The sequence below is a fragment of the Allobosea sp. TND4EK4 genome (assembly GCF_900156025.1).
Classification (GTDB): domain Bacteria; phylum Pseudomonadota; class Alphaproteobacteria; order Rhizobiales; family Beijerinckiaceae; genus Allobosea.
In genome coordinates this window covers 181,722-196,941 of record NZ_FTMO01000005.1, presented here as the reverse complement: position 1 = coordinate 196,941, position 15,220 = coordinate 181,722, and the positions used below count along the sequence as shown (strand labels likewise).

Genomic DNA, 15,220 nt, shown 5'->3' with positions numbered 1-15,220 from the left:
AGGGGAGCGCCCGTCCATGAATGCGCCCCCGCTCCTCGACATCCGCAACCTCACGGTCGAGTTCGCCACCCGCCGGGGTACCGTGCAGGCGGTGAAGGCGATCGACATCAGCGTCGGCAAGGGCGAGACGGTTGCCATCGTCGGCGAGTCGGGCTCGGGCAAGTCCGTGACTTCCTATGCGGTGGTGCGCATCCTTGATCGGGCGGGCAGGGTCGCAGACGGCTCGATCAGCTTCTCCGGCATCGATCTCGTTGGCGCCAGCGAGGCGCAGATGCGCGACATTCGCGGGCGCGAGATCTCGATGATCTTCCAGAATCCGCGTGCGGCGCTGAACCCGATTCGCAAGGTCGGCAGGCAGATCGAGGACGTGCTGCTCCAGCATGTGCGGGCCACCCGGGCGACGGCGCGCGAGAAGGCGATCGAGGCGCTGGAGAAGGTCCGGATCGCGCGGCCGCAGGAGCGCTATGACGCCTATCCCTTCGAGCTCTCGGGCGGCATGTGCCAGCGCGTCGTCATCGCGCTCGCGCTCGCCTGCCAGCCGCAGCTGCTGATCGCCGACGAGCCGACGACGGGGCTCGACGTCACGACGCAGAAGGCGGTGATGGATCTCATCGTCGAGCTGACGCGCGAGCGCGGGATGTCGACGATCCTGATCACCCATGACCTCGGCCTCGCCGCCGCCTATTGCGACCGGGTGGTGGTGATGGAGAAGGGGCGCGTGGTCGAGACGGCGGGGGCCGCCGAGATATTCCGCCATCCGCAGCACCCGTACACACGCAAGCTGATGAAGGCGACGCCGCGGGTCGGCATGAGCCTGCACGATCTTCTGCCAGAAGGCGCTCCGGCGTCCGGCACGGCTGCCGCTTCTGCGCCGGCCCGTGCGCCGGGTGCCGGGCCGCTTCTCCTGGTCGAGAACCTGGTGAAGGAATATCCGCGGCCCGCGCAGGGCAGCTTTCTCGCTCGGCTCGCCGGAAAGGCGGAGAAGCCGGCCGAGCCGTTCCGGGCGGTGGACGGCATCGGCTTCAGCGTCGAGCGGGGCGAGACCCTCGGCCTCGTCGGCGAATCCGGCTGCGGAAAATCGACGACGTCGATGATGCTCAACCGGCTGCTCGATCCCACGAGCGGGCGCATCCTGTTCGACGGCGAGGATATTGGGGCGATTCCCGCCAGGCGCTTCGCCGCTTCGCCCTTCCGGCGACGCATCCAGATGGTGTTCCAGGACCCGACCGACAGCCTCAATCCCCGCTTTACGGCTGAGCGGGCAATCCTCGACCCGATCCTGCGCATGGGCGCGATCCGCGGCGGCGCGGCGTTGCGCGCTCGCTGCGAGGAACTGGCGCAACTGGTCGGGCTGCCGGTCGAGCTTCTCGACCGGTTCCCGCACCAGCTCTCGGGCGGGCAGAAAGCGCGCGTCGGCATCGCGCGGGCGATCGCGCTCGATCCCGATCTCGTCATCCTCGACGAGCCGACCGCGGCGCTCGACGTCTCGGTGCAGGCGGTGGTGCTGAACCTGCTGGATGATCTGAAGCAACGGCTCGGCATGAGCTACATCTTCGTCTCGCACGATCTCAATGTGGTCCGCCTGCTCTGCGACCGGGTCATCGTCATGCGCAGTGGCCAGATCGTCGAACAGGGCTCCGCCGAAGAGGTGCTCGGCGCGCCCAAGGCCGCGTACACCAAGGAGTTGCTGACGGCGATTCCACATCCGCCCGCCTGAGCCGTTACCGAAGCAGAGCAGCATGAAGATCAACGATCCCGCCATTTTGGCTGAAGTCGAGGCCGCCTTTGCCGAATACGAGACGGCGCTGACAAGCAACGACGTCGCCACGCTCGATCGCCTGTTCCGGCAGGCGCCGGAGACGCTGCGCTATGGGGCCACGGAGAATCTCTACGGCTACGACGAGATCGCAGCCTTTCGTGCAGCGCGGCCATCGGCCGGGCTGGAGCGGTCGCTACAGCGGACTGTCATCACCAGCTACGGAGACGATTTCGCCACTGCCAACACGCTGTTCGAGCGCGCAAGCGCGCCTGGCAAGATCGGGCGGCAGAGCCAGTCCTGGGTGCGCTTCCCGGAGGGCTGGCGGGTCGTTGCGGCCCATGTCAGCATCATCCCGCAGACATAGCGGCGGCACAGACCGGCGCACGGCCGGACCGAGCTCAGGGTGAGCCTTTTGCCGAAAGAGAACGCGTCGTCTCACGGACCGGCCGCAGCGGATCGCGAGGCCAGAGCCACCACCCGTACGGAAGCCCTGCGCCTTCAGCTCGCCGACGACATCGTCTCCGGCCTGCTGGCTCCGGGCCAGCCGCTGGACGAGCAGGAGCTGGCGCGCCGTTTCGGCGTCTCGCGTACCCCGGTCCGCGAGGCCATCCGCCAGCTCGCGGCTTCGGGCCTCGTCGAGGTGAGGCCACATCGCAGCGCGCTCGTCGCTTTGCCGGCGCCGCGCCAACTCCATGACATGTTCGAGGCGATGGCGGAGCTCGAGGCCCTCTGCGCCGGGCTTTCCGCCCGCAACATGACGGCGGCGGAGCGGCGCGGGCTGGAGCAGCTGCACCAGGAGTTGCGGGCGCTGGTCCATCGGGGCGACCCGCTGCGCTATCACGAACGCAACGAGGCCTTTCACGGTGCCATCTATGCCGGCACGCATAATGGCTATCTCGCCGAGATGACGCTGATGACGCGCCGGCGCGTCGCCCCGTTCCGCCGGGCCCAGTTCCGGACGACGGGGCGGCTCGGCGGTTCGTGGCAGGAGCACGATGTGATCGTGCAGGCGATCCTGCGCGGGGACCGGCTGGGCGCAGCCGAGGCCATGCACGCGCATATCGGCTTGGTGAGGGACGCGTTCAGCAGCTACGCCGAGGCACGCGCAGCCGATTGAGCCGCGACAAAGGCGCGCCAGCCACCGAAACCGGTGATGTCCCGCGCGTCTTGCGTGCCGATCTGCTCGCAGAGGAAGCCTTTCACCCGCGTCCCGTCCGCCAATGCAAGCGTGCCGATCCCGAGAGGAGCGGGGATTCCCGCGACGAAGCGACCGAAGCCTTCGGGGGGCAGAGACCAGATCTCGACGGCGATCTCGCCGCCACGTTCGGCGGTGCGGACGAGGCCGGGCCGCATCGGCGGGCCACCCGGCAGGGCGTAGAGGTGGTAATCGGCGGTCGTGGTCGTCGCGCGGACGAAGCAGCCGCCGAGGGAGGTCAGCTCGCCATTGAGCGGCATGCCCGAAAGATGTGCGCCGACCACCGCGATCTCGATCGTGCCGGGCGTGCCGGATGGCGGCCAATCTGCCTGCGGGGGCAAGGACAGCTCCGTCGCGCCGAGCGGCAACCCGCTTGCCGCCTGGAAGGCGCGGCCGAAAGCGGCGAGGGCGGCGTCGTGGCCTGCGGGTGCGATCAGCGTCACCCCCGCCGCCGTGCCATCGTGGGCGAGGGTCGCCGGCAAAGCGAGGGCGCACAGGTCGAGCAGGTTAACGAAATTGGTATAGCGGCCGAGCATGGAATTGGCGCCGACAGGATCGGCGGCCATTTCGGCGAGGGTCACCGGGCGCGGCGCCGTGGGGACCATCAGCGCGTCGACGCTCTTGAGCGTCGCCTTGGCGGCAAGCGCAAGTTCGGCGAGCCGATACCGGGCGGCAAAGGCGGCGGCGGCATCCGGCAGGGGACGGCCAGCGATCACCTGGCGAATCACCGGGAGGATCGCATCCGGCTCGCGCTCGTAGAGATCGCGGATGGCGAGCCAGCGTTCAGCCACCCACGGGCCGTCATAGAGAAGCCGGGCTGTCTCATAGAAGGGCGTGAAGTCGAGCGTGACGATTTCGGCGCCCAACCTCTGAGCGCGTTCGAGCGCCGCTTCGAAACTCGCCTTCGCGGCGGGGTCTCCCGCGAAATCGCGATCCGCCGGCCGCGGCGCGCCGAGCCGTATCGCGGGGGGCGCGGCGCCCGGGCGTCCAAGCGGAAGGCCCCGGGAGAACGGATCCGCCGGGTCGAGCCCGGACATCACGTCGAGGACGGCCCAGGCGTCCTCGACCGTCAGGCCGAAAACGGAGATGCAGTCCAGCGTCCGGCAGGCGGGCACCAGGCCGGCGCTCGGCACAAGCCCCACGCTCGGCTTCAGCCCGACGATGTTCTGCAGCCCGGCGGGGACGCGGCCGGAGCCCGCCGTGTCGGTGCCGAGCGCGACCGGGACGATGCCGGCGGCGACCGCGCTCGCCGAGCCGGAACTCGACCCACCGGGGACGAGATCGCCGCGCATGGCGTTGCGCGGCGTGCCATAGGGCGATCGTGTCCCGTTGAGACCGGTGGCGAACTGGTCGAGATTGGTCTTGCCGATGACGATGGCGCCCTGCGCTCTCAGCCGCGCCACCGCGCTGGCATCCTGCTCCGGGCTGTATGCGAAGGCCGGACAGGCTGCGGTCGTCGGCAGGCCGGCGACGTCGATATTGTCCTTCACCGCGATGGGCACGCCCCACAGCCTGCGGCCGCGCGGGCCTTCCGCCTGAAGGCGCTCGGCTTCTGCCACGACCTCGGCTTCCGGGCGCAACGCGATGAAGATCGCCTCGTCGCCATGAGCTCGCAGCCGCGCATAGCAGGCCGAGACAGTGTCCGCGATCTGTGCCCCGCCCGTGAGATGGTCGGCGAGGATGCTGGCTAGGGTCGGCACGGGGAACCTCCACCTGATGTCCAAGAGGCGACCGCGCTTTGGGCTGCGGGGTCGGCTTTCTGATTAAAAAATGGGCGCATTGCGCGTCTTGCATACAAAGAGATGCAAGCCGGTGAGCTTGCCGGGCAGCGGGCGAGCCACCTCTTCGTCTCGTTGCCCGTCTCTTCGGATGGAGTTGCGTCCAGTTTCGTCACGATCCTCGGCCCATTTCGCGCCCGCGCCGGTGTCAGAGCGGGCTCGCCCCTCGGCACCCCGGCGGGCACATGCTTTGCAAAGCCTGTTCCGTTCGTCGTCGATGGAGCGTGGAGCGGTGCCTTGCGCGGAAATTCCGGCTGATCCTTCTCCGTTCGCGATCGATGTCGCGCGCGCTGCGCTGCTCGTCATCGACATGCAGCGGGATTTCCTGGAGCCGGGTGGCTTCGGGGCGGCGCTCGGGAACGATGTTTCGCTGCTGCGGAGCGCCATCGGGCCCTGCCGCGCGTTGCTGGAGAGCGCCCGAGCGGCGGGGCTGCTGGTCATCCATACGCGCGAGGGGCATCGACCGGACCTGGCCGACGCTCCGCCCAACAAGGTGCAGCGAGGTCCGCCGGAGAAGCGGATCGGCGCCTGCGGGCCGATGGGCCGCATCCTGGTGCGGGGCGAGCCGGGCCACGAGATCATCCCGGAGCTGTCGCCGCTGGCCGGCGAGCCGGTGATCGACAAGCCCGGGAAGGGCGCCTTCTACCAGACCGACCTCGACTTGATGCTGCGCAATCGCGGCATCGAGGCGCTGATCGTCGCCGGGGTCACCACCGAGGTCTGCGTTCACACCACCGTTCGCGAAGCCAATGACCGCGGCTATCGCTGCCTCGTGCCGGGCGATGCCTGCGCGTCCTATTTCCCCGAGTTCCATGCCGTCGGCCTGCGGATGATCGCGGCGCAGGGCGGCATTTTCGGATGGGTATCCACCACGAGCCAGGTTCTGGCGGCACTGTCGGCCGATGCAGGCGCCGCTCCAACCGAGCAGGAGACAGTCGCATGAGCGGAAGCCCTCCCTTCGATGCCGAGCGTCATCTCGACGCGATGGCGCCGGTGATCGGCCTCACCATCACGGCGGAGCAGCGCCCGGTCGTGCTGCAGTTCCTCGGCATCGCCGAGCGCATGGCGCGCATCGTGGCGACCTGTCCGCTGGACGATGCCGAGTTCAGCCTTGCGCCGGTGTTCCGGCCGGGCAACGGCGGGAGCGAAACCGCATGAGCATCGACATCTTTGCTCCCGCGCATGTTCTCGCGCGGCGGGTCGCGCAGGGGGAAGCAAACGCGGAAGCCGTGACAGAGGCATTCCTCGGCCGCATCGCCACGCTGAACCCCCGTCTAGCAGCCTTCACCGACATCACCGCCGCGCGGGCGCGCGAGCAGGCGCGCAGCATCGACAAGGACCGCGGTGCCGGCCGGCCGCTCGGGCCGCTGGCAGGCGCCCCCTTCGCCGCCAAGAACCTCTTCGACATTGCCGGCCTGCCGACCCGGGCCGGCTCGATGATCAATCGGGAGCGGGCGCCAGCGACGCGCGACGCCGTGCTGGTCGAGCGGCTGAGCGCGGCGGGAGCGGTGCTGCTCGGCGGGCTCAACATGGGCGAATATGCCTATGATTTCACGGGCGAAAACGCCCATGACGGTGCTTGCCGCAATCCGCATGACCCGGCGCGGATGTCGGGCGGCTCCTCGTCCGGCTCCGGCTCGGCGACCGCCGCGGGCCTGAGCCCGATCACGCTCGGCTCGGACACCAACGGCTCGATCCGGGTGCCGGCCTCGCTCTGCGGCATCTTCGGCCTCAAGCCGACCTATGGCCGCTTGCCGCGCACCCGCTCGTTCCCCTTCTGCGATTCCCTCGACCATCTCGGGCCCCTGGCACGGGACGTGACCGATCTTGCGCTCGCCTATGACCTGATGCAGGGGCCCGATGCCGGCGATCCGGCCTGCGCACAGAGGACGGCGGAGCCGACCGTGCTTCGGCTGCGCGACGGGATCGGCGGTCTGCGCATCGGCGTGGCAGGCGGATACTTCGCCACCGACGGCATGCCGGAGGCTCGGGCTGCCGTCGCGCAGGTCGCCGGCGCGCTTGGCGCGAAGCGCATCATCGACATCGATGGGGTCCCCATCGCGCGGGCGGCCGCCTTCCTGATCACCAACGCGGAAAGCTCCAGCTTCCATCTGCCGCGCCTGCGCTCGCGCGCCGATGACTTCGATCCGGAAACGCGCGACCGCTTCCTGGCGGGCGCGTTGCTGCCGGCCGGCTGGTATGTGCAGGCCCAGCGTGCACGGCGCTGGTTCCATGAGGAGATGATGCGTCACTTCGCCGAGGTCGACCTCATCGTCGCCCCCGCGACGCCTTGTGTCGCGCCGCTGATCGGCCAGAAATCCCTCGAGGTGAGGGGCGAGACGCTTCCGCTGCGCCCGAGCCTCGGGCTGTTCACGCAGCCGATATCCTGCGTGGGGCTGCCCGTGGCGGCGGTCCCCGTGCAAGGCGCCGGGCTGCCGATCGGCGTCCAGCTCATCGCGCCGCCCTGGCGGGAAGATCTGTGCCTGAAGGCTGCTTTCGCGCTTCAGACGATGGGGGTGTGCCGGGCCGCCGATCCGGCCTTGCTGCCAGGCCTCCGGCACGCTGGAGGAAGCGACGACGCTGCTGCGAGGCCGCGTCCTGGGACGCATGCGAACCCGGTCGACCGGCTCACCGATCCCAGAGCGGGTTGGACGTCCGGCAGCGATAACCGATGAAGCAGGATTGGCTATCCCGGCTGGGAACGAAGGCCGGCTCGGTAAACTCGTCGCGCTCGCAGAAGCGGCGGTCGGCGACGAAGCGGTCATAGGTATAGCCGCCGGTGCCCAACACGATCGCGCCATTGCGGGCGACATCTCGCCGGCTCGCCTCACAGGGCCGATCGACGGTGGAGGCGCGGATCTGCGCGGTGGCGATTCCCGTTTGGAGCAGGAAGGCGGCAAGCAGGATCAGGCGCTTCATGGCGTGCCTCCGTGGCGGTCCGTTGCAATCAACGTGCTGCTGAACGCCGGGCTGGGCCCGGCGTTCCCGCGTACCGCGCTCTCGGCCCGGTCAGGGCGCCGGTCCGGCGCCAGGCATCGAGATCACCTTGCCCTCTGCGCCTGCCGAGCCGAACCATCGCTGGTTCGCTGCAAGGCTTGAAGAGGAGAATGGTGCCGGCGGAGAGGATCGAACTCCCGACCTTCGGTTTACAAAACCGCTGCACTACCGCTGTGCTACGCCGGCGCGTGAGGGCGTTCTACGTCGTCAAGGGGTGCTGGGCAACCCATGAAAAGCGCGCAGAAATAGGAACTTAAGCAGGCTCAGGTTCCCGCCATGGTTGACCGATTTCTCCGAAGCGCCTCGCCCTCTCCAACGATGAGGATTCTCAGAGAGCCGCCCGAGCTGGTCCGAGTTCGTGAGGTGTTGCCGGTGGCAAAGCGTCTGTCCGAAGCCAGTGTCCGCAGGGCGATTGCCGATGCCAGGGCGGGGAGGGCCTACGACGTGTTGGACGCCGGTGCCGCCGGGCTGGTCCCGGGAATGACGCGGGGGTTGAGCGTCACCCGATCGGGCGAGCAGGTGCAGACTTTCCGAAGTCCTCGACCGACACCGCTGCATCCATGACCATGCGCACGCGTGGCGCTTCCAGGTCCAAGGCGCGAACGCTCACGAGCGACCCGCCGCCCCGGATCGTTTCAGCGTAGGCCTCGGCGTCACCGCGCGCGATGCCCGCATCGGCCAGCGCCCCAAGGACCCCGCCAGCCAGCGCGCCGGTTCCCGCGCCGATCAGGGTGCAGCCGAGCCAGCCCGCCGCGAGGAGCGGCCCGAGCCCCGGCACGGTCACCGCGGCGAGGGCGGCGATGAGACCGCCTGCCCCGCCGATGGCGCCGCCGATCGCCGCGCCTTCGGCCGCGCCGTCATCGCCGGTCCGATTCCGGCCGACCAGGCTGATCTGCTCGGATCGGAGGCCCTCCGCTTCCAGCCTGGCCACCACGTTGCGGGCGTCTTCGAAGGTTTCGTAGGTGCGATGGATCGTCTGCATGGGGGCTCTCCGATCATCCGGCCTTTGCTGCGGTTGCTGAGAGGGCAACAGGAATCGGGCGGGGCCGCTCCGCCGGGGCCGGCGAAGGTACGGCAGCGCTCCCTGCGGAACGCTGGGCGGGGCGTCGGATTGGCTGGGAATCCGATCGAAAGGACATGCCATGCTGCGCCGAAACCTGATCATCGCCCTCGGGCTCGTTTTGCCTGCCCAGGCCTGGGCCCAGCCCCAGGGGAAGACAACCGACGCGGAGCCCAGCCGCGCCGCAGCGCCCGCAGCCGGCCCGGCCGAGTTGCGTCATGCCAACGACACCTTGGCGGCCGGGATGTCCTCCCTGGCCATGAGCGAGGTCGCGGTCAGGCGGGCCAGCGGCGACATTCGCCAGTTCGCGGAGTTTGAGGTCGCAGAGCAGCGCGATGTCGCCGCCGTTCTGAAGTTGCGGGGTCACCAGGCCCAGCAATCCATCGATGACCCGACCCGGGCGATGGTCGACCGGCTGACCACGACGAACGCCGGCGAGCAGCTCGACGCTGCCTATCTCACCGCTCAGGCCGAGGGGCACCAGCGGCTGCTCGATATCCAGCAGGCCTATCTCCGCGAGGGCCAGGACCCCCATTCGCGCGCGGTCGCGATGCTGATCAAGGGGCGGGTGCAGGAGCATATCCAGCTGATCGGGCGGCTTCAGAAGAAGGACTGAGCCCGCGGGCCTAGTCTTCCCGGTCCAGCGTCCGGCCGACCCGCCGGATCACGCTCGAGGGCGGCGTGCCGGGCGGCGCCTCCAGCGCCGCCTTCAGGAAGCGTATCGGAAAGAGCAGGCTTTCCTGTTGGCCGGCGCTGAGCTGCGCCATCCTGTCCCCGTCCTTCGCGAGGCCGGCCGAGGCCTCTGCCAGCGCCTGCGTGATCCGAGGCGAAAGCGCGCCATCCTCCGCGCTCCGGCTGCGCAACAACGCGGCGAGGGCGACCAGCAGCCGCGATCTGCAGGTTTGCTGGATTCATCGCGCTGCCCTTTCGATGAGAATGGCCCGCCGGAGGACGTCCTATTTGGAGCCCATCATCAGGCTCGGCATGGCAGTCCGCTGGAGCATGACCGCCGCGGACGTTTCGGTCGCTGGTTCTTCAGCTGCGCAACTCCGGCATGGAGCTCCCGCCGCCGCAGCTCGAGGCCCGGCATCGCCAGCAGTTCGAAGCCCTTGCAGCCGCTTCCCCAAGGCGGTTCCGATATGGCTTACGTCAAGCTGCAGGGGCAGGCCCATCAGGAAGCGATCACGCTGTTCTCGGCCTATGCCGAGCGTAGCAGTGAGGCCCGCCTCCGGTCTTCGCCCGGGAGACGCTCCCGAGCGGTCGCGGACCCGCCCGCCCGAAACTCCGGCTCTTTCACGGTGCGCTGCCGTTCAGACGGGAACGGGCGACCATGGCGTCGGGTTGGCCGCTCAATGCCCGAAACCGCGGGCGATCACTTTCCGAGAGGTTCCTCCCCATGTTCTACGCCGATGGCCGTCTGCAATATCCCGTGCGGGTCGACAAGCCGGATCCGGTCTTCGCCCGGGCCCTCCAACAGGCGATCGGCGGCGTCGAGGGCGAGATCCGCGTCTGCATGCAGTACATGTTCCAGGCCTTCGGCGCACGAGGGCCGGCCAAATACCGAGACCTGCTGCTCAACACCGCGACCGAGGAACTCGGCCATATCGAGATGCTCGCGACCGCCGTGGCCCTCAATCTCGAAGGGGCGCCGCTGTCGATGCAGGAGGAGGCGTCGGCCAACATGGTCGCCGGCTCCGTCATCAACGGCATGGATTTCCGCCATCTGCTCTCGACCGGTCTGGCGGCCATGCCGGCCGATGCGAACGGCGTCCCCTTCGACGCCTCGCATGTTTATGCCAGCGGCAATCTCGCGGCTGATATGTATGCCAATGTCGCGGCAGAGTCGTCCGGCCGTGTCCTTGCCGTCAGGCTCTACAACATGACCGACGATGCGGGGATGAAGGACATGCTCTCCTTCCTGATCGCGCGCGACACCATGCATCAGCAGCAATGGCTGGCTGCCATCGAGGATATGGGCGGAGCCGCCAGCCTGCCGATCCCGAACAGCTTCCCGCAGGATCAGGAGAAGCAGGAATTTTCCTACGCCTATTTCGGCCACATGCGGGACGGCTCGATCCCGGAGGGCCGGTGGACGGAAGGCCCCAGCATCGACGGAAAAGGCCAGTTCTCGTCGCGGGTCTCCGAGCCGCTCGGGCAGGAACCCGTGCTGGCGCCGGCCCGGCCCGATGCCGGAGCCCAGACCGAGCAGACGAGCCGCTCGGGGCAGACGGGTGTCCTGGGCACGATCGAGGGCGCGATCGAGCGCAACCTCTGACCGCGGGCGAGCAAGCGCATCAATCGCAGGGCGGCGCTCGGCCTGATCCGTTCCTCCGTCTCTCGCCTTTGCAGCGAGAGGCGGGCGCGGCCCACCACAGGAGATCCTTCATGTCCGCATCAGCCGACCGTGACGACGAGATCAGGGCCATCGCCTACCGGCTTTGGGAGGAAGAAGGCCGGCCCGACGGGCTGGAGGCTCGACACTGGGACGCGGCCAAGGAAATCTGGGCCTCCGCTTCGGCGGATGCCGGGCAGCCTGCGCCCGCCAGGACGCCGGTGCCAGGGGGCGGGCCGGATGAACCCGCGACCGCGGCGACGCCCGGCGGAGAGCCTGTCCTCGCGGTCGAGAACCAGGCAATCCCCACGGCGCTCGGGGATCAGGAAGGCACGACCAGGGCTCCGAGGCGCAGCAATCGCCGCGCTGCCCGCGAGCCGGCTCCTCGATGACATCCGACGCCGGCCGCCCGTCAGCGACATCAGCGGCTGCCGAGGTGCCGTTCCCGGACCGGATGGGCCGGCCTCGGGGCGAGCGGCCGGTGGTCGTCGTGGGCGGCGGATTTGCCGGCCTCGCCTGTGCCAAGACCTTGGGCGCGGCCGGAGTCGAGACCGTGCTGGTGGACCGGCATAATTATCACCTTTTCGTGCCGCTGCTCTACCAGGTGGCCACTGCGGCGCTGTCGCCGGCGGACATAGCGCAGCCGATCCGCCGGCTGCTGCGCCGTTATTCCAGCGTGCGGGTCGAACTGGGCTCGGTCGAAGGGGTCGACACGTCGGCGCATGAAGTTCTGTTGCAGGATGGGCGGAGGCTGCCCTACCGCTTCCTGGTGCTCGCGACCGGCTCGGTCTGCCACTATTTCGGCCATGACGACTGGGCGCCCCATGCGCCGTGTCCGCGCGATCTGCCCGACGCCACGGCCATCAGGGCTGCCGTGCTGGGTGCACTCGAACGGGCCGAAACCAGCCCAGACCCCGCGCTCAGGCACAGCCTGATGACCTTCGTCGTCGTCGGCGGAGGACCGACCGGAGTCGAAATGGCAGGCGCGCTCGCCGAACTCGTGCACCATTCGTTGCGGCGGGACTTCAGGCGGATCGATACCCGCGAGGCCCGCATCATCCTGGTCGAGGCGGGAGCCCGGCTGCTCGCGGCTTTCCCCGAACCGCTCGCCCGCTACGCCGCTGCGCGCCTCGCCAAGCTCGGGGTCGAGGTGCGGCTCGGAGCGGCCGTGAAGACCATCGATGCCGAGGGCGTCGAACTGCAGAACGGGTCCATCGCCTCCGCGACGGTGATCTGGGGCGCCGGAACGCGCGCGGCCTCCGCGGTGGAATGGCTGGACGGGGTCGCCGCAGCTCGGGGCGGACGGATTCCCGTCGATCGCGATCTCGCTGTCCGGGGCTTTGACAAGCGGATCTTCGCGATCGGTGATCTGGCTCACCTCGATGGTGAGGATGGAAGGCCGCTGCCCGCCCTGGCCCAGGTCGCCAAGCAGCAAGGGCAGTTCCTCGGCAAGGGCCTCGCGGGCGCCCTGCGCGGTACTCAGGTGCCTGACTTCAGGTTTCGCAACCGCGGGAACGCCGCGATCATCGGCCGGAACGCCGCGATCTTCGATTTCGGCGGCGGCAGGCAGTTGAAGGGCCGCCTCGCCTGGCTGCTCTGGGCCTTCGTGCACATCTATCTGCTCGCGGGCTTCGAGCGGCGGCTGCTTGTGGCGACGCAGTGGCTCTCCCGTTACCTGACATGGCAGCGCGGAGCGCGGCTCATGACGCAGGCGGACGGCGTGCGCCCCTTGGGACCCGATCAGCGATCCGGGCCGGCCTGAAAGCGATATTGTCACGCCGTCCAGTTCCGATCGGCGGCCGAGCCGCAACGCGCGAGAAGAGCTTTCGAGGGGGCCGTACGCTTCAAAGCCGCGATTGTCGGCCCCGATTTACGCTTAGGTCTACCGTTCTTACGGTCAGGGCCTGGAAGACCAGGCCGAGCTGGTACGTCGCGGCGACCGAGGACTGAGCCATCGCCGGAGCTGTTGCGGAGCACCGCGCGGTGTATCGGCGCGGCCACGACCGAGGTCGAGGGCAGTCACGTCGTTTTTCTGACACAGCCCAAGGCTGCGGCCAATGTCATCGAGGTGGCAGCGAAAGGGGCTCTGGACAAGGCGAAGTGAACGCCCGCCGGGCCCATGCCAGGGCATCGGCGTGTTTTGCCCAGACCGCTTTCGGCGACTGCGCGTAACTCTTGTCAGGAGAGAGGAGCTCGGCCGCCCGTTCAAAAGACGACCGCGTTCATCGACGATGACCGCGGGAATTGCCGAGTGCTGAGCTCGATACGCCGCAGCGCGGGGCGCGTTCGAATAATCATCTGCACAGGCTTATCCACTCTCACTCCCTTGAACTGAGTTGCTCGGCTGCGCGCTTTGCATACGGGGACGTCGATGGTCCAAGGACCGCATAGCCGAGCCCGCCGGTGAACCAGAAATAGGCTGTGACCTCGCCATCCTGGCGCGAGTTCAGATCCGCCTTGCGAGCCGCGGCGAGCGTCTTGACATAAACCGCGATCGTCTCGCCCGCCGGGCCGGCATAGACGAACATGCCGCCCGGTCCCTCGTCGCTGGCAAGCAGCCGCCCGCCCCGAAAGCTGAGGCCGACGCCCGAGAGATCGGGCACGACGATGTCCTGCCGCAGGTGTCGCGAGATCATCTGCCTCATCACCGCGACCTGGGCCGCCGGAAACTCGACCATGTCGACCGAGCGGCCTGCGAAGGCGCGAAACGCGACGACGGCATCGGCCATCTGGGGTCGCGCCGCGACCGGGGCCGGCTGATGCCGAACCAGGCCCGCGCCCAGCAGACCGCCGACAGCAAAGAGGCACAGGCCGGCCGCCAATTGCCGGTACCGGGAGATGGTCTGAGCCGCGCGTCGCCGCCGAACCTCGGACAATCGCAGCGAGGCCGGAATCGGTTCGGGAGGCCGCAGCTGAGCGGCGGCTCTCAGGGCGTGCACGTCGGCGCGCTGCTGCTCGATGCGGCTGCGCAGAGCCGGCTCCGAGGCGAGGAAAGCCTCGACCTCGCGCAGCCGATCCGGCGCGAGGCGGCCATCGATGAAGGCCTGGATGTCGTCATCGCCGATCGGACCCGAGCGCGACATCATTTCAGCCTCCGGAACGGGGTGACATTGCTGCCCTCCAGCTCGGTACGCAGGCGTTCGCGGGCCCGGCTCAGGCGCGACATCACGGTTCCGATCGGCACCTCGGTCACTCTGGCGACCTCCTCATAGGTCATGCCCTGAACCGCAACCAGTTCGAGCGCAATGCGCTGGTCCTGCGGCAGCCGCGCCAGCGCCGAGAGCGCGTCGCCGAGGTGAAGCGCCTGATGCTGGTCGCTGGACGGGTCGGCATGGTCGGCCCCATCGTCATGATCGAAACGGGCGAGATCGCGCTGGCGGCGGCGCCCATGCGTCCTGTGCAGGTTGAACAGGATCTGGAACAGCCACGCCCTGACGCTGCCCGGCTTTCGCAGTTGCCGCCAGCGCGAAAGCGCCTGCAGCAGCGTATCCTGAACCAGTTCGTCCGCATCGTCGGGGTTGCGGGCAAGCGAGCGGGCAAACCGCCTCAGGGCTGGAATCTGGGCTTCGATCTCGAGGTCGGACACGCTGCCGAGCATGATCAGGGGCCCCGGTTGCCGCTGAGCGACGGATAGTCGTCCGTGCCGCGCCGAAGCGCGTCGAGGCGTCCGCGCATGCCCTGCATTTCGGTCTGCTGCCCCGCGAGGATGGTCTGCGCAATTTCGCGGACGAGCGGGTCGCGCCCATGACGCAGCACAAGCCGCGCCATCTCGACCGCACCCCAATGGTGCGGCACCATCATGACGAGGAAGTCGATGTCGGGATCGCCGGATGGCGGATCGGCATGCATGTCCTGCATCATCTTCTCCATGCCGACATGCATGTCCCTGATGAAGACGTCATAGCCCGCCGGGGCGGGCGGTGTCGCGCTGGCCGGAGCCGGACCTGCCGTCGGCCCCTGGACCGTGGCCGGCGGGGGAGCCGCGCCGCCCTTCGGGCCATGAGCGTGAGGGGCGGCGTGCCCATGATGCTGGGCGAGCACCGGCCCGTCCGTGATCCGCGTCAGGATTGTGCCGAGCGAGAAGGCCATTGTCTGCTTC

17 protein-coding genes and 1 tRNA gene are annotated in these 15,220 nt (G+C 68.8%); 10 read left to right on the top strand and 8 right to left on the bottom strand.

Translation table 11 applies throughout. The annotated features are described in order from the left end of the window. Positions 1-16: 16 nt before the first annotated feature. The 3 genes from BW981_RS11840 (at position 17) to BW981_RS11830 (ending at position 2,876) form a co-directional block, all read left to right on the top strand. Entirely contained in the window at positions 17-1,717 is a 1,701-nt protein-coding gene (locus tag BW981_RS11840) for a dipeptide ABC transporter ATP-binding protein (protein ID WP_076439334.1), read from the top strand. A gap of 22 nt (positions 1,718-1,739) precedes the next feature. Beyond that, positions 1,740-2,123, top strand: a complete 384-nt coding sequence (hpxZ, locus tag BW981_RS11835; protein ID WP_076439332.1) for an oxalurate catabolism protein HpxZ — start codon at positions 1,740-1,742, stop codon at positions 2,121-2,123. Between the two features lie 126 nt (positions 2,124-2,249). Further along, on the top strand, positions 2,250-2,876 hold the full coding sequence (locus BW981_RS11830; protein ID WP_076439544.1) for a GntR family transcriptional regulator: 627 nt from the start codon (positions 2,250-2,252) through the stop codon (positions 2,874-2,876). On the opposite strand, the gene atzF is transcribed toward BW981_RS11830, so the two are convergent. Continuing rightward, positions 2,849-4,654: an allophanate hydrolase gene (atzF, locus tag BW981_RS11825; protein ID WP_076439330.1), complete on the bottom strand. Its 1,806-nt coding sequence runs from the start codon at positions 4,652-4,654 to the stop codon at positions 2,849-2,851. The genes BW981_RS11830 and atzF overlap by 28 nt on opposite strands. A 310-nt stretch (positions 4,655-4,964) precedes the next feature. Here atzF and BW981_RS11820 point away from each other — a divergent pair, with 310 nt between their 5' ends. The 3 genes from BW981_RS11820 to BW981_RS11810 are packed head-to-tail and all read left to right on the top strand — an operon-like array spanning position 4,965 to position 7,407. Then, entirely contained in the window at positions 4,965-5,675 is a 711-nt protein-coding gene (locus BW981_RS11820) for a cysteine hydrolase family protein (RefSeq protein WP_244560298.1), read from the top strand. Continuing rightward, on the top strand, positions 5,672-5,890 hold the full coding sequence (locus BW981_RS11815) for a DUF4089 domain-containing protein (protein ID WP_076439326.1): 219 nt from the start codon (positions 5,672-5,674) through the stop codon (positions 5,888-5,890). The genes BW981_RS11820 and BW981_RS11815 overlap by 4 nt, the downstream gene beginning before the upstream one ends. Then, positions 5,887-7,407 carry an AtzE family amidohydrolase gene (locus BW981_RS11810; protein WP_076439325.1) on the top strand — a complete coding sequence of 507 codons (1,521 nt, stop codon included), beginning with the start codon at positions 5,887-5,889 and terminating at the stop codon, positions 7,405-7,407. Before BW981_RS11815 ends, BW981_RS11810 begins: the two co-directional genes overlap by 4 nt. On the opposite strand, the gene BW981_RS11805 is transcribed toward BW981_RS11810, so the two are convergent. The 3 genes from BW981_RS11805 to BW981_RS11795 form a co-directional block, all read right to left on the bottom strand. Next, positions 7,361-7,651, bottom strand: a complete 291-nt coding sequence (locus BW981_RS11805; RefSeq protein ID WP_076439323.1) for a hypothetical protein — start codon at positions 7,649-7,651, stop codon at positions 7,361-7,363. The two genes, BW981_RS11810 and BW981_RS11805, sit on opposite strands and share 47 nt — an antisense overlap. 189 nt (positions 7,652-7,840) lie before the next feature. Further along, positions 7,841-7,915 (bottom strand) — tRNA-Thr (locus BW981_RS11800). A gap of 313 nt (positions 7,916-8,228) precedes the next feature. Next, positions 8,229-8,711 carry a hypothetical protein gene (locus BW981_RS11795; RefSeq protein WP_076439321.1) on the bottom strand — a complete coding sequence of 161 codons (483 nt, stop codon included), beginning with the start codon at positions 8,709-8,711 and terminating at the stop codon, positions 8,229-8,231. Between the two features lie 160 nt (positions 8,712-8,871). Here BW981_RS11795 and BW981_RS11790 point away from each other — a divergent pair, with 160 nt between their 5' ends. Then, complete coding sequence (locus tag BW981_RS11790; RefSeq protein WP_076439319.1) at positions 8,872-9,405, top strand: DUF4142 domain-containing protein; 534 nt, start codon at positions 8,872-8,874, stop codon at positions 9,403-9,405. A gap of 10 nt (positions 9,406-9,415) precedes the next feature. Here BW981_RS11790 and BW981_RS23060 read toward each other — a convergent pair whose 3' ends face one another. Beyond that, positions 9,416-9,556 carry a hypothetical protein gene (locus tag BW981_RS23060; RefSeq protein WP_175624106.1) on the bottom strand — a complete coding sequence of 47 codons (141 nt, stop codon included), beginning with the start codon at positions 9,554-9,556 and terminating at the stop codon, positions 9,416-9,418. Positions 9,557-10,185: 629 nt separating this feature from the next. Between BW981_RS23060 and BW981_RS11780 the strand changes: the two genes are divergently transcribed. The 3 genes from BW981_RS11780 to BW981_RS11770 all read left to right on the top strand — a co-directional run bounded on the left by BW981_RS11780 (position 10,186) and on the right by BW981_RS11770 (position 12,883). After that, positions 10,186-11,064, top strand: a complete 879-nt coding sequence (locus BW981_RS11780) for a manganese catalase family protein (RefSeq protein WP_076439315.1) — start codon at positions 10,186-10,188, stop codon at positions 11,062-11,064. 110 nt (positions 11,065-11,174) lie between these two features. Then, positions 11,175-11,513, top strand: a complete 339-nt coding sequence (locus BW981_RS11775) for a DUF2934 domain-containing protein (RefSeq protein WP_076439313.1) — start codon at positions 11,175-11,177, stop codon at positions 11,511-11,513. Between the two features lie 89 nt (positions 11,514-11,602). Further along, entirely contained in the window at positions 11,603-12,883 is a 1,281-nt protein-coding gene (locus BW981_RS11770) for an NAD(P)/FAD-dependent oxidoreductase (protein WP_244560297.1), read from the top strand. Positions 12,884-13,439: 556 nt separating this feature from the next. Here BW981_RS11770 and BW981_RS11760 read toward each other — a convergent pair. From BW981_RS11760 to BW981_RS23250, 3 genes are read right to left on the bottom strand one after another with little or no spacing between them, the layout of a single operon-like run. Next, positions 13,440-14,207 carry an anti-sigma factor family protein gene (locus BW981_RS11760; protein WP_076439309.1) on the bottom strand — a complete coding sequence of 256 codons (768 nt, stop codon included), beginning with the start codon at positions 14,205-14,207 and terminating at the stop codon, positions 13,440-13,442. Further along, on the bottom strand, positions 14,204-14,719 hold the full coding sequence (locus BW981_RS11755) for an RNA polymerase sigma factor (protein WP_076439307.1): 516 nt from the start codon (positions 14,717-14,719) through the stop codon (positions 14,204-14,206). The genes BW981_RS11760 and BW981_RS11755 overlap by 4 nt, the downstream gene beginning before the upstream one ends. Before the next feature lie 2 nt (positions 14,720-14,721). Further along, positions 14,722-15,210, bottom strand: a complete 489-nt coding sequence (locus tag BW981_RS23250) for a DUF305 domain-containing protein (protein ID WP_083712301.1) — start codon at positions 15,208-15,210, stop codon at positions 14,722-14,724. Positions 15,211-15,220 lie beyond the last annotated feature (10 nt).